This is a genomic window from Nesterenkonia massiliensis, from assembly GCF_000455245.1.
GTDB lineage: Bacteria > Actinomycetota > Actinomycetes > Actinomycetales > Micrococcaceae > Nesterenkonia > Nesterenkonia rhizosphaerae.
Genome location: NZ_HG005165.1, coordinates 489236 through 503264 on the forward strand (window position 1 = coordinate 489236; position 14029 = coordinate 503264).

The window sequence follows — 14029 nt, forward strand, 5'->3', positions numbered from 1 at the left end:
GAAGCGTTGCACTTCAGTTCAGAACTCGGGCGGCACCGCGTTTCTCCCGCTGCGCGTAGGATGTGTAAAGATGACGGCCCTGAGGACGGCACTTGAAGCGCGCAGGACAGCAGAGAAGAGCGCAGCGTGGTCTCTGCTGCGCTCTGTCAACGCGCCCGTCGCGGTGGCGATACTAGGGAGCCACCTATCCGACCATCACCGGGAACTTCCCTCCTCCGAGCTTTTCGAACTCGTCAATACGGACCTCGAAGAGTTGCGCACACACGGATTCGATCTGCCCCAGACCGCGATCCAATACTGCAGGTCCTGGCTCGACGCAGGCTTACTGATACGCCGTCCCAGTCGCAGCAGGGAAGAACTCTACTCCCTCTCTGACGGAGCGCTAGCTGCGATTCGGTTCGTCCAAGAACTCACCGCGCCACGTAGCTCAGTAACCGAATCGCGGCTCACCACCATCGTCGAACGTATCCGCCGCCTGAGCATCGACACCGACCCCGATGCTACTCGGCGGATCGAAGCGCTTCAGGCCGAACGTGCCAGGATCGATGAGGAAATCCGTCAGCTGGCCGCCGGTGACATCCCGGTCATGGAATCCCCGCGAGCCCTTGAACGCACCGAGGAGATCCTCTCGCTGCTGGCTGAGCTTCCCGAAGACTTCGCTAGGCTGCGGGTTTCCTTGGAGGAGCTCAACGGCCAGCTTCGCCGCCAGCTCATTGAGGAGCCTCAGTCCCGCGGCCGCGTGCTCGATGAAATATTCCGCGGCGTCGACCTGCTGCAGGACTCCCCCGAGGGCCGGTCCTTCAGCGCGTTTTACTCCCTCATCCTGGACCCGGAACGGACCGTGGCTCTCAGCGATGACCTCGACACTCTCTTGGAGCGGCCCTTCGCCCGGGGCCTCACCACCGGTCAGCGCAGCGGCCTGCGACGGCTGCTGACCACCCTGCAGGACTCATCGAGCGAAATCCACCAGGTGATGACATCGCTCTCGCGCAGCTTGCGCCGATTCGTGCAGTCTGAGGAATTAGCCGAAGAGCGCAAAGTCCATCAACTGCTGCGAGCCGCGTCCGCAGAAGCAAACGACCTCTTCCAGCAGGGTCACCGCCCGTTCCGCGAAATCAACTACACCCTCGATCTGAGCCGTGTGCCCATCTCCAGCGTGTCGGCCATGAAACTGCACGATCCCCAAGACTCAGCCGTCACCGAACCGGTGGCACAGGCAGAGCCCCCAGTTGTGGATGTGGGGGCACTGCTGAAGAGCGTCCGCGAGACCGAGATCGACACCGCCGAGCTGATCGACAGCATCAACGCAGTGCTCGCCGGAAACGGTCCCTCAACAATTGCCGAAGTGCTGGACAGGCATCCGGCCACCCAGGGAGTCGCTTCGGTCATCGGAATGCTGGTGCTCGCCCAGCAGCACGCCACCGCGGTACCCCAGCGCATCGAAGACGTCCAGTGGTCACCGACCTCACCGCAGACTGAGACCGACGTCGCCCCGTCAAGTCCACAGCAGCGCTTGGCACGTGTGCCCGTCTATCTCTTCAAGGAGCCCATCACATGAGCACCCCCTCAGGCCACGAGGCACCCCACCTTCCGGCTGAGGAGGAGGCGTCATCGGCTGCCGCCTGGGATGGCGACACCGGCACGCTGCGCGTTGAATCTCGCCGCGCGCTGGTTGCCCTAGTCAAAGGGCCGTTCTTGACCGCGGAGCGCCAGGCGCAGAACTGGCGTGCGCTGATGGCCGACACGGACGCTATCCGCTCACGACTGGCAGATATGTACCTGGATCTGGTGATTGACGCTGAGCGTGGGGTGGCGTTCATCCGCAATGCACAGACCCAAGACGATGACGCCCCTCAGGTGGTTCGCACCCGCTCAATGACCCTGATGGACACTGCGCTGTTGCTGCACCTGCGGCGCGAACTTGTCAGCGCTCAAGCCGGGCAGCGGGTGATCATCGGCCGCGATGAGGTGTTCGAACAGCTGAGCGGCTACCGCGAAGCGACCTCCACCGACGCCGCGCTATTTGCCAAGCGCATCAAATCATCCTGGGACACGATGGTCAGCCTGGGCATCCTGCAGCGGACACCGGCGACCCAGGCTGAGGGGCGCTTTGAGATCTCCCCGGTGCTGCGGCTGGTCTTCGGGCCCGATGAGATCACCGCGCTGCGCGAAGTCTATACGCAGATGCTCACCGGCAGACAGGGTGACGTGTCAGACCCTGATGAGACGTTGCAGGCACAGTTCGACGGCGAGGCAGACGACGTGGAGGACCAGTCATGACCGAACAATCCGGCCAGTGGCGATTGGACCAGATCCAGCTGGTCAACTGGGGGACCTTCCATGGGCTGCACACTATGGAGGTCTCACGCCGCGGCTTCCTGCTGACAGGGCATTCAGGATCTGGCAAGTCCTCGATTGTTGATGCGATCACTGCGGTGCTGACCCCCACCCAGCAGGCCAGCTTCAACGCCGCGGCTGCCGACGGCTCCTCGCGGGGCAATGACCGCAGCAAGCTCACCTATGTCCGGGGCGCCTATGCCCGGGGCGCCGATGAGGACACCGGCGAGGTCAGCACCCAGTATCTGCGATCCGGTGCGACATGGAGCGGCATCATGCTGCGCTACAGCGACGGCGCCAACAACGTGCGCTGCCTGGTGAAGCTGCTGCATGCCAAACGCAGCACTGCTAAGCCCGGAGACTTGGATGAGCTGCACATCCTGACCCATGAGCCGGTGCAGCTGATGGACTTCGAGGACTTTGCCACCAAAGGCATCGCCGAACGCGCGCTGAAGCAGGCCATGCCGCAGGCCTATGTGAATAAGTCCCATCCCCGGTTCCTCGCCCGTTATACCCGTGAGCTGGGCATCGCAGGCGAACGCGCCGCACTTCTGCTGCACAAGACCCAGTCTGCAAAGAACCTGGGGAGTCTGGATGATCTGTTTCGGAACTTCATGCTGGATGAGCCGGAGACCTTCGACCTGGCCAAACGGGCAGTGGAGCAGTTCGGGGAACTCTCCGAAGCGCATCAGGCGGTAGTGACTGCCCGCCACCAGATCGAACACCTTGAGCCTCTGGAGGAGCAGGCACACCGATTCGAGCACGCCGAAGCTGAGCTGGAGCGGCTCGAGCGACTCAGCACGGCCCGGGAATCATATACGCGCACCAAGAAGATCAGCCTGTTGGAGAGCGCCCGGGAGTCGGCCGCATCCTCGGCGCGCGTGGCCCAAGAGCAATACCATCGCGCTAAGCTGACCCTGGCCAGTGCCGAGGATGGCAGGCGCAGCGCCCAGTCATTGGTGGACTCCCAAGGTGGAGCACAGTTGGAAGCAGCGGCCCTGAAGGTCAAGGTCAGTCAGGAGCGGCTGCAGGACACCGAAGCACGTTTCACACAGCTGAAGAAGAAGCTGGACTCGGCTAATATCCAGACCCCCGACAGTTACGCAGGTCTCAGCGGTCTGCAGGAACTCGGGCGCACCGAACAGCTGGAGCACCAGGAGCAGCAGGCTGCCCGGCGCGAACAGGTTCAGCTGCTGCAGCAGCAGCGCGCCCGGCTGGTCCTGGAGCAGGAGGGCGTGGAGACTGAGACCCAGTCCATGAAGCAGCGTCGCTCCAATATTGATCACCGTCTGATTGCCGCCCGGGAGCTGATTCTCAAAGTCACCGGGCTGCCGGAGACTGCACTGCCCTATGCCGCGGAGCTGCTCCAGGTCCGCGACGAGTACGCCGACTGGACCGGAGCGCTGGAGCGGGTCCTGCGCCCGCTGGGCACTGTCATGCTGGTGCCGGCGGCCCATGAGGACAGTGTGCGGATCGCCGTCGACGCCGCCCACCTGGGCACCAGGCTGAAGTACCGTGTGGTTCCCACATCCGTGGAGCGCCCCCGTGCCGCATCCTCAGGGGCATCCGTGGTGCACCGCATCGACGTTGCCGAAGGCCAGTTCACCGCCTGGCTGAACACCGAACTCTCTCAGCACTACGACTACACCTGTGTAGAGACCCCGGTCCAACTAACCGACCACGAACAGGCAGTCACCCGGTCCGGACAGGTCAAACGTGGTCGGCGCAGTTATGAGAAGGATGACCGCCGCAGGGTCAATGACCCCAGCGGCTGGATTCTCGGCTTCGACAATGAAGCCAAGGTCGAACACTATTTCGGTCTGCTGCGGGAGATCGGCCAGAAAATCAGCCACGTGGACAAACAGTTGGGCGCAGCGGAGCGGGAGAACCGCCTGGCCCAGAAGCGACTGGATGTCCTCATTGAGCTGCAGGACATGACGTGGGAGCAGCTCGACGTCGCACAGCGGCGGCATGAGCTGCAGCAGGCACAGCACGCACAAGCTACCCTGCTGGCTCAGGACGGTGACCTGCGTGCAGCCCAACACCGCCTTGAACAGGCCCAGCAGACCGAGCACGACGCACGAGCCGAAGCTGATGCGGCCCAGACCCGCAGCATCCGCGCCGCGGAGGGGCTGAACAGCCTCCAAACGCAGCTGGACAGGCTGCGCCAGCAGCAGGTCGAAGAGCTCGATGAGCACACCACCGAACAGCTGCAGGACGAGTTTTCCCGGGTCCGGTCAGAACGCCGGCTCACCCACGAGACCATCGACGCCGACTCCGCCAAAGTGGCCGAAGCCCTGGCGCGGGCCGCCCGGCAGGTCGCCGATGACCGGCACGAAGCTCAATCCCGCATCGAGAAAACCGCCTACACCTTTCACCAGCAATGGCCCGCTGAAGCCGCTGACGCAGTGCCGGGAGTCGAAGGGCGCAGCGAGTACCTCGGCATCCTGCAGCGCCTTCGAGCCGACCGGCTGCCCGAATTCGAACAGCGGTTCTTTGAGATGCTGCGCGAGCAGTCCCAGCGGAACATTGGTCTGCTGGCCAATAGGATCCGCAGCGCCTACCGCGAGGTCAAAGCCCGGGTGGAGCCGATCAACCACTCATTGCTTCGCAGCCCCTTCGCAGAAGGCCGCCACTTGCAGATCCGAGTCGACCTCAGTCGACCGACAGTCGCCCAGGAATTCCTCGACGATCTCAACAGCATCACCCACAATATGCTGGCCTTCGAAGAGGACCGTCACGAAGCAGAGAAGCGCTTCGCGCTCCTGGATCGGATCATGGGCCAGCTGGCCTCCTCCGATGCAGCCGACCGCAGCTGGCAGGTCCAGTGCCTGGACACCCGACGGCACGTGAAGTTCCTGGGCCTGGAACAGAACCTCGACGGCGACATCGTCGACTGGCACGACTCCGGGCAGGGCCGCTCAGGAGGCCAGAAGCAGAAGCTGGTGGTCTTCTGCCTGGCCGCCGCACTGCGCTACCAGCTCACACGCCAGGACGAGGACTCCCCCACCTACGGTTCGATCGTGATGGATGAGGCCTTCGACAAATCCGATGTCACCTTCACGCGCATGGCCCTGAACATTTTCAAGGAGTTCGGCTTCCATATGATCCTGGCGACACCGCTGAAGATGCTGCAGGTGCTGGAGGAGTATGTCGGAAGCATCGCGCTGGTCTCCTGCCACGAGAGCCGAGACTCCCACGCCACACCGGTGACCTGGGAAGAAGCCGAGCGCTATCTCTCAGAGAAGCGCTCCGCCGAGGGAAATAGTCCAGAACCCATCAGCGACGCCGCGCCCGATGAGGCCGGAACGCTGTTGGAGGTGCATTGATGCTCTCAGTCGACCAAGCTAAGGAGAAGCTCAGCGCCCTCTACCAGCGACGTTTCGCCCAATGGTGCGCCGTAGGTGCGGATGAGGTGACAGTTGATATTCCGCTGCATCCACCCACTGAGTCTGTGGCCCTGCACCACACCGAAGATGTGGCGTCCTGGATCAGGGGTTGGGGAAGCGCCGAGCAGACTTTGAGCCACAACTCACACCTCAAGTGGGAGTCTCGCCGCTGGGCCAGCGCTGGGACCAATACTGTGCCGATCCGGCTGGTGCTTCCCGCACCCAGTGATGTAGCACAGTTCATCGGCAAACAGCGGCACTGGGAGACGGTTCAGGAGCGGATCACCCAGCTGAACCAAATGCTGCAGGCACACGCAGTCGGGCACCACACCGCGGCGGCTGAGCAGATTCCGGATGCCCTGCGCAGATCCGCCAAGAGCATCGCTGAACTGCCGGAGTCGGACTTTCAGCGTCTGCAGGAGGTCACCGACTGGCTGCTGCAGCACCAGAATTCCCAGCTCTTCCCGCGCCAGCTGCCAGTCCGCGGTGTCCACACCAAATGGCTGGAGGGCCACAGGAAGATCATCGCACCACTGGTGGCAGCGGTGACCGGGGACACAGCCCTGGGGCTGAATCGGCTCCCCGTCACACTGCGAATTCGGGTGCTGGACCCGGTCCTGGCCCCAGGCGGAATTCAGGACATTACCGCCCCGGTCTCCGAGCTGTCTGCCTGGGACATTCAGCCGCGCTGCGTCGTCGTTGTTGAAAACCTGCAGAGCCTGTTGGCACTTCCCCCGATATCGGGCGCCATCGGTATCCACAACCCCGGCAGCACGGGTGCCCCGCTGCTGGCCGAACTGCCCTGGCTGCACAGCACGGACCTGATCTACTGGGGTGATATTGATGTTGAAGGGCTGCGCATCCTCAGCCGAGTACGCAGCCATCTGCCGCATACCCGGAGCATACTTACCGACTGCGAAACCCTGCAGAATCACCGCGACCTCGCAGGTGACGACCACCCACAAGCACCGCGGTCCATGCCGGCACATCTGACTCCCAGCGAAGAGGAACTCTTCACCGCACTGGCCCAGTGGGGAAACCTCCGACTCGAACAGGAGAGGGTCCCCTGGAACACAGTGCTCGAAGCGCTGCACCAGGCTGCTGCACCGCACGGATGAGCACAGCCGTCCGAGAAGGCGCACCGCCTCAACCCTTGCCTCATCCCCGGGCCTTATCCCATCAGCGCGGGCCCACCCTACTTCTCCACCTACAGGCTGAGTCAAAGATCAGCCCGGGCTCCGATGCCGCGGCCGCGACGGCTCCGTAGCGTGTGAGGTATGGAAAATATCCTCAACGCCCTCACCAATGCAGCAGAGTTCTCAGTCATCATCTTCAGTGTCATAGTCATCACCGCGATGGCTCTGGCCTCTGTCAGCACCTACGTGCGCGGTCGCCGTCGTCACCTGTGAACACGCCATGGCCGGCCCTGTCCTAAGACACTCACCGCTGGCGGCTCACGTCATGTCCGATTCCCGCTAGCTTTCTCGCCGCCGAGGCGATGAGATGGTGCCATGACACCGGACCGCACGCTCCCCCGGCTAACCCAGCCTGACGCTGAGTTCGCTGAGCGCTATCGCGCCGTGCAAGCCAGAGATAAGCGGTTGGACGGCCAGTTCTTCACCGCAGTCTCGTCAACCGGCATTTATTGCCGACCGTCCTGCCCTGCACTCACCCCGAAACCAGAGAACGTCACCTTCTACCTGACCTCCGCAGCGGCACATGCCGCCGGGTACCGGGCATGCAAGCGCTGCCTGCCTGAAGCGTCCCCGGGCACCCCGCAGTGGAATCTGCGTCAGGACTTGGCCGCACGCGCTATGCGGCTCATCAGTGAAGGGATCATGAACGACGGCGGGGTCCAGGCTCTCAGCGAGCGGCTCGGCTATACCAGTCGTCATCTGCATCGCACACTCATCAGCGAACTAGGTGCCAGTCCCGTGGCACTAGCTAGGGCCAACCGCGCACAGATCGCCAGAACTCTGTTGATATCCACAGATCTTCCCGCCGCCGAGGTTGCCTTCGCCGCGGGCTTCCACTCCCTGCGCCAGTTCAACCACACCATGCAGGAGATCTTCGCCGCCACTCCCCTGCAGATCCGCAGAAGCTCCCGCAAACCCGCCAAGGTTGACTACCGCTCGGCGGAAGAAGCGACCGCTGCCTCGCTCACAGATCCAGCAGCGAACCGCCTGCACCTTCACCTGGCCCTCCCCACCCGCCAGCCCTATGACGCCCCGGGGATCTTCAGCTTCTTGGCCGAACGCGCGCTGCCCGGTGTGGAAACCGCCGAACTCACCGAGGCGACGCTGCGATACGCGCGGACGCTGCAGCTGCCTCACGGTCCGGCCGCTGTAGAGGTCACGGCAACCGCCGGGCAGGACGGCTGGCAGCTGAGCATGCACTGTGAAGTCAGCTCACTGGCTGATATCCCGTTACTGGTGGGCCGGATCCGACGCAGCTTCGACCTCGACGCTGATCCTGTGGCAGTAGACTCCGCGCTCAGCACCGACGCTGTTCTTGCACCGCTGGTGGCTGCGAGACCCGGCATCAGGCTGCCTGGTGCCCTCGACGCACAGGAGTACCTCACCCGTGCCGTGGTCGGCCAGCAGATCTCCGTGCGCGCTGCACGTACCCATCTGAGCCGACTCGTCCAACTGCTCGGCACCCCCTACGCCTCCAGCATTCCCGGCCTCACACTGCTCTTCCCCACCCCGCAACAGCTGCTCGACGGCATCCCCGAGCCCGCAGCCGAGCACGACCCTCCAGACCCAGAGCGTCCGCTGCGGCTGCCGGCTCGTTCGGTTCGCACCGTACGAGGTCTCGCCTCTGCCGCGGTGAACGGAGACCTGATGCTGCATACCGGCACAGACCCCGAGACTCTTCGGGCTCAACTGTGTGCAATGCCCGGCATCGGCGAATGGACAGCCTCTTATCTGCTGCTGCGTGTGCTCAGCCCACCGGATATCTGGATGACCGGGGATGTGGCGCTTGTGGCTGGGGCTCGCCGGCTGGGGCTCATGAGCACCAGTACACCGACGACGACGGCCCACCGGCTGCTGCGGGCTCATGCCAGAAGATGGTCACCATGGCGCTCCTATGCCGCCATGCACCTCTGGAGCGCCGCAGCCGTACCCGATCACCATCACCGCAGTGAAAGGTCCAGCACATGACCACCACCGAAGTCCAGGCCACGCCTGAGAGCGCCCTCCCGAGCACCTCCGTGCAGACTCCGGACGGGATCTTCAGCATCATCGCGGGCCACTCGGCGGTGCTCGCCTCCGGGTGGACTGCTGATCTGCAGTCCCTGGAGCTGCTCATCCACCCCAGCCTGCGCAGCATCGGAGACCCGGGCCTGGCACCCACATCTACGCGATATGAGGACCCGAGCGCCGACGTCGTGCTCTCTCAGGCGGTCAAAGCAGTACGGCAGTACTACGACGGCGACCTGACCGCGATCAGCGCCGTCCCGGTGCATCAAAAGTCAGGGCCCTTCCGCCAGAAGGCCTGGGACGCGCTGCGCGAAGTGGGACCGGGGAAACCGGTGACCTACCGCGAATACGCGGCGGCAACCGGCAGTCCCACGGCTGCGCGTGCAGCCGCAGCGGCATGTGCCATGAATGCCGCCGCGCTCTTCGTCCCCTGCCACCGGGTCATTCGCAGTGACGGTACCCTCGGCGGATTCCGCTACGGTCTGCCCCTGAAGCAGGATCTGCTGCTGCGCGAAAGCCGATAACTACCGGAGTCTTCGCCGTATAGCCGCTGAAAGTCACCGCGCTCAATTCACCCACATGTCTTCCAAAGTTCACCTGAGGCTGTTTGGATCAGTTCCAGCAGCCCCTGCCGTGGTGTGCCACATCTTATTCGCACTTCTGCGGAGGAAACCCATGACCGGATTGCCTGAATACCCCGAGCCCGCGCGCCGCCACGGTGACCGACCAGGGCCAGGACGCCATTGACGATGACCACACCGAGCAGCTCAGCTCAGCCGATGACGCTGCCGACGAAGCACTCCTGGAGCCTGCGAGGCCGCTGAGGAGAGCAGCGACTCCATTGTGGAGCTGCAGATCATCTCGAACAACGACTTCCACGTGATCACCGAGCCCATCACCGGGCTCGAGATCACCTTAGCTGTGACCGTCCTGGCAGCTGACGCCGACGCCGGTGCCGAGACTCCTCTGGACCCCACCGAACCCGCTGACACACCGTCCCCCTCGGCACCTGCGGCTGGAGGAGACGCCGGAGCCGGACAAGGCCCCCAGGCTGCACCGGCCGGTGGACTGGCTCAGACCGGTGCCACCGTGGCAGTCATCAGCCTGCTGGCGGTGCTGCTCCTGGCGGTCGGCGCATTCCTCGTGATCCGGCAGCGCCGGGCCACTGCACTGAAGTAGTCTCACCGAGGCACTCCGCTGCCCCAAGGCATCAAGGTGAACGGCGGTTTGCCCAGCCATGTTGCATTGCGTTCATCTAGGCCTGCTTGGATGGGACCTGGATCACGCAGCCAGGACAGTTTTCACCTGCCTGTTTTGCTGCCCGCACTGATGAGAAAGAAAAATATGAGCACACCACCACTGCCTACCCAGAACGCAGGCCGGCTCGGTTCTCGCATAAGGCGTTCACTAGCGACGCTGGGACTTACCGGCGCTCTTTTAGGATCGGCCCTCGCTCCCGCGCAGGCGGAACCAACGGCTCACGCTGACTCGGCCGAGACTGACTGCGTTGTCATCAACGAGGCATTCCCCAATGGCGGATCCGGCTCGGCTGCGCTGTTGAATCGCTATGTTGAGCTGTACAACACCTGCGACGACGCGGTCTCGGTTGACGGCTGGTCCCTGCAGTACCGGGCTCAGGGCAGCACCGGGACACCCAGTTCCACAGTGGCGCTCAGCGGCACGGTGCCGGCAGGTGGTCACTACCTGATCCAGGGCGGCGGCAACTCCGGTACCGGACAGGCTCTGCCAGCAGCTGATGCCCAAACCGGAGCAGCAATCGGCGCAGCAGCCGGCGGTACCTTCATCCTGGCCTCCACCTCCCAGGCGCTGAGCGATCTGGGAACCGGCTCGGTGACCGAGCATCCACAGGTCGTGGACCTGCTGGGATATGGCGGGTCCAACACCTTCGAAACCGCCGCTGCCATCGCCGGCACCAACACGCAGAGCCTGCACCGCACGAACGCGGCAGACACTGACGACAACAGCGCCGATTTCAGTCGGCAGGCCCCCTCCCCCACCAACTCCCGCGGAGAGACCCTCTCTGGCTCTGAACCGGAGCCCACTCCGACACCGGAACCAACCTCAGAGCCCACTTCGGAGCCGACTCCCGAGCCGACACCCGAACCCACCGCGGAACCGACCCCAGAGCCGGGCGATGATCATCCCACCGTGGTCATTAATGAGGTCTATGCTCAGGGCGGCGGCGCCGAGGCAGCCTTCTCGCAGCGGTTCATCGAGCTCTACAACTACGGCACCGAGCCGGTCTCTCTGGACGGCTGGTCACTGCAGTACCGGCCGGCTACCCGAGCCGAAACCAACCTGAGTCCCTCCGGAACAGTTGCCCTCGGCGGCACCATCGACGCTGGCGGCTACTACCTGATCAGCAACCAGGGACTCAGCGGCGGCAACGGTCAGCAGCTGCCTGCACCGGATAGCCACCTCAGCAGCGGCATCGCCACCTCCAACGGGGTGATCTGGCTGGCCTCCACCACTGAGCGCCTGCAGGTCCCCCTCGGAGACGTGCAGGAGGCGGAGAACGTCGTCGACCTCCTCGGCTACGGCACCGCCAATACCTTTGAATCTGCTCCGGCCCGTTCGGGCAGCACCACCGAGGTCCTCTCCATGGCCCGCGTAGAAGACGGCGTGGACACCAATGACAACACCGCGGACTTCCAGTTGAGCGAGCGGATCTCCCCCACCAACTCCAGCGGCGAGCAGATCGTCCACGAACCAGCTCCGCGCGGGGACGTCCAGGAGGTCGAGATCAATGAGATTCCTCGGGAGACCTCCGCGGCCGAGAACCCGCTGCTGAACCAGCCGGTCACCGTACGCGGCGTAGTCACCGCCACCTACCCAACGGGCGGCCTCGGCGGCTTCGTCATTCAGACCTCCGGCACCGGCGGGGATATCGACCTGGACACCCACGTGGCCTCCGACGGGATCTTCGTCTACTCCCCGCAAGAGGCCCGCAATGTTGAGTCCGGGGACCTGGTGGAGCTCACCGCTGATGTGACCGTCTACAGCGGCGCTGTCCAGCTGAACCTGGACACCCGTTCGGCTGGTCCCGAGGAGCATGAGCTGCTGATCATCGAGGATGAGCCCTTCGAGGCAATCAAGCCCGTGGTCATTGACGAGTTTCCCGAGAACTCCGATGAGCGGCTGACCCTGCAGCATATGCTGGTGGACCCCCAGGGCGACTGGACTGTCACGGACCACTACACGCTGAATCAGTACGGTGAGGTCGGGATCGTCACCGGTACCGAGCCGCTGCGCAACCCCACCTCGGTGGTGCTGCCCGGCGAAGAGGCACAGGCCATGGAGTCCCGCAATGCCGAGCGGGTCATCTACCTCGATGACGGCTCCTCAGCCAGCTGGGCCTTTGGCAACGAGAACGTGCACAACCGGCTGCCCTATGTGTACCCGGATGCCCCTGTCCGGGTAGGTGCCAGCGTGAACTGGGAAACCCAGGTGATCCTGGACTACCGCTTCGACCAGTGGCGCTTCCAGCCGCTGGGTCATTACAACGTGGACACCGGCTCAGAGGATGCGCGCCCCGCGACCTTTGAGAACACTCGCAGCGAGATCTCCGCACGTCAGGGAGATATTCGCTTGGCCGGTTTCAACGTGCTGAACTACTTCGTCTCTCTCGGCGAGGACGAACCGGGCTGCGAGTACTACTCCGACCGCCACGGCGAACCGACCACCACGAACTACTGCGACGTCCGCGGCGCCTACAGCGCCGAGAGCTTCGCCCGGCAGCAGTCCAAGATCGTCTCGGCGATCCTGGGCATGGACGCTGATGTGCTGGCCCTGCAGGAGATCGAGAACTCCAGGCACTTCTTCGACGACGGCGGGCGCGATCATGCCCTGGCGAATCTGGTCCAGGCGCTCAACAGCGAAGCCGGCACCGAGGTCTGGGATTACGTGGCCTCCCCGCAGGCTGTCCCTGCGGCGTCGTCGGAAGATGTGATCCGTAATGGATTCATCTACCGCAGCGACCGGGTAGCACCTGTGGGCGACTCCTACATCCTCTTTGACGAAGGCATCGAAGGGCTCAATGAAGACCATTTCGCAGGACTGGATCTGACGGCTATCTACTCCAACGCCCGCGAACCGCTGGCCCAGGAGTTCCAGCCGGTGGCCGGCGGCGAAGAGGACCGGTTCATCGCCATCGTCAATCACTTCAAGTCGAAGGGCTCGGCCCCCAGCGGAAGCACCAACCCCAACCGGGATACCGGTGACGGCCAGGGTGCATGGAATGCCGATCGAGTTGAGCAGGCCCACGGCCTGACCGCGTTCTCCCAGGCACTGACCGAGCACACCGGCACCGAGTCCGTCTATCTGATGGGCGACTTCAACTCCTATGAGCGCGAAGATCCCATCCGTGTCCTGGAGGACTCAGGATTCACCAATACCTCCGGGGACCTGGGTCAGTGGAGCTACATGTTCTCCGGCCGAGTCGGGTCCCTGGACCACGTGCTGACCACCGAAGCGGCAGCCGAGTCCATCGTTCACGCCGAGATCTGGTCGATCAACGCCGCTGAGCCGATCGCCCTGGAGTACAGCCGGTACAACGGCACCGCCTCCCAGCTGCATTCTCCTGATCAGTGGCGTTCCTCGGACCATGATCCGATCGTGGTGGATATCGCCCTGCGCGACGCTCCTGAAGAGCCGGGCGAGGAGCCTTCTGAGTACCCGGCGTGGTCGTCGTCGACGGTCTACACCGGCGGAGAAACCGTGGAGCATCAGGGCCGGGTCTTCACCGCCCTGTGGTGGACCCAATACCAGGAGCCCGGGTCCTCCGTATGGAGCGCATGGGCCGAAGTGGGAGAGTCCATCCAGTGCGCCGGCGAGGTGCTGCCTGCATGGGCACCCAGTACCGAGTTCCGTGGCGGAGAGACGGTGGTGCACCGCGACACCATCTACACCGCGAAGTGGTACAGCCGCAACCAGCAGCCCGGGGAACAGTGGGGCCCCTGGGAGCCGCAGGGCACTTGCTAAGCGTGTGACTGATCCGGCTGGCTAGCCGGGACTATCCTCGGGGCCCAGGGAAACGGCGAAAGCTGTCCCTGGGCCCCGGGCGTATCACGCATAGACTTG

Annotated in this window: 9 protein-coding genes; all 9 read left to right on the top strand. The window is 64.0% G+C overall.

Annotated elements, in window-relative coordinates; genetic code table 11:
- Window positions 1–70 precede the first annotated feature (70 nt).
- The 9 genes from TX78_RS02275 to TX78_RS02310 all read left to right on the top strand — a co-directional run bounded on the left by TX78_RS02275 (window position 71) and on the right by TX78_RS02310 (window position 13930).
- Window positions 71–1558 (top strand): DUF3375 domain-containing protein, encoded by a 1488-nt coding sequence (locus tag TX78_RS02275; protein WP_044493183.1) that lies wholly within the window; start codon window positions 71–73, stop codon window positions 1556–1558.
- A complete protein-coding gene (locus TX78_RS02280; RefSeq protein WP_044493185.1) occupies window positions 1555–2280 on the top strand; it encodes a DUF4194 domain-containing protein in 726 nt (241 codons plus the stop codon). Before TX78_RS02275 ends, TX78_RS02280 begins: the two co-directional genes overlap by 4 nt.
- Window positions 2277–5666 (top strand): ATP-binding protein, encoded by a 3390-nt coding sequence (locus TX78_RS02285; protein ID WP_049897330.1) that lies wholly within the window; start codon window positions 2277–2279, stop codon window positions 5664–5666. The genes TX78_RS02280 and TX78_RS02285 overlap by 4 nt, the downstream gene beginning before the upstream one ends.
- The gene (locus TX78_RS02290) at window positions 5666–6844 is read left to right on the top strand and encodes a Wadjet anti-phage system protein JetD domain-containing protein (protein ID WP_044493186.1); all 1179 of its coding nucleotides are present in this window, start codon (window positions 5666–5668) and stop codon (window positions 6842–6844) included. The genes TX78_RS02285 and TX78_RS02290 overlap by 1 nt, the downstream gene beginning before the upstream one ends.
- Before the next feature lie 159 nt (window positions 6845–7003).
- Window positions 7004–7135: a hypothetical protein gene (locus tag TX78_RS14470; protein ID WP_267878912.1), complete on the top strand. Its 132-nt coding sequence runs from the start codon at window positions 7004–7006 to the stop codon at window positions 7133–7135.
- Window positions 7136–7237: 102 nt separating this feature from the next.
- Window positions 7238–8890: an AlkA N-terminal domain-containing protein gene (locus TX78_RS02295; RefSeq protein WP_044493187.1), complete on the top strand. Its 1653-nt coding sequence runs from the start codon at window positions 7238–7240 to the stop codon at window positions 8888–8890.
- Window positions 8887–9453, top strand: coding sequence for a methylated-DNA--[protein]-cysteine S-methyltransferase (locus TX78_RS02300; protein ID WP_044493188.1), 567 nt, complete (start codon window positions 8887–8889; stop codon window positions 9451–9453). The genes TX78_RS02295 and TX78_RS02300 overlap by 4 nt, the downstream gene beginning before the upstream one ends.
- 319 nt (window positions 9454–9772) lie before the next feature.
- Window positions 9773–10108: an LPXTG cell wall anchor domain-containing protein gene (locus TX78_RS02305; protein WP_044493189.1), complete on the top strand. Its 336-nt coding sequence runs from the start codon at window positions 9773–9775 to the stop codon at window positions 10106–10108.
- Between the two features lie 165 nt (window positions 10109–10273).
- Entirely contained in the window at window positions 10274–13930 is a 3657-nt protein-coding gene (locus tag TX78_RS02310) for an ExeM/NucH family extracellular endonuclease (protein WP_049897332.1), read from the top strand.
- The last annotated feature ends 99 nt before the right edge of the window (window positions 13931–14029 follow it).

Excerpts from the sequence above, each read along its gene's own strand:
- TX78_RS02310 (WP_049897332.1), top strand. The coding sequence starts at position 10,274 with ATGAGCACACCACCACTGCCTACCCAGAACGCAGGCCGGCTCGGTTCT.
- TX78_RS02295 (WP_044493187.1), top strand. The coding sequence starts at position 7,238 with ATGACACCGGACCGCACGCTCCCCCGGCTAACCCAGCCTGACGCTGAG.
- TX78_RS02280 (WP_044493185.1), top strand. The coding sequence starts at position 1,555 with ATGAGCACCCCCTCAGGCCACGAGGCACCCCACCTTCCGGCTGAGGAG.
- TX78_RS02300 (WP_044493188.1), top strand. The coding sequence starts at position 8,887 with ATGACCACCACCGAAGTCCAGGCCACGCCTGAGAGCGCCCTCCCGAGC.
- TX78_RS02290 (WP_044493186.1), top strand. The coding sequence starts at position 5,666 with ATGCTCTCAGTCGACCAAGCTAAGGAGAAGCTCAGCGCCCTCTACCAG.
- TX78_RS02275 (WP_044493183.1), top strand. The coding sequence starts at position 71 with ATGACGGCCCTGAGGACGGCACTTGAAGCGCGCAGGACAGCAGAGAAG.
- TX78_RS02285 (WP_049897330.1), top strand. The coding sequence starts at position 2,277 with ATGACCGAACAATCCGGCCAGTGGCGATTGGACCAGATCCAGCTGGTC.
- TX78_RS14470 (WP_267878912.1), top strand. The coding sequence starts at position 7,004 with ATGGAAAATATCCTCAACGCCCTCACCAATGCAGCAGAGTTCTCAGTC.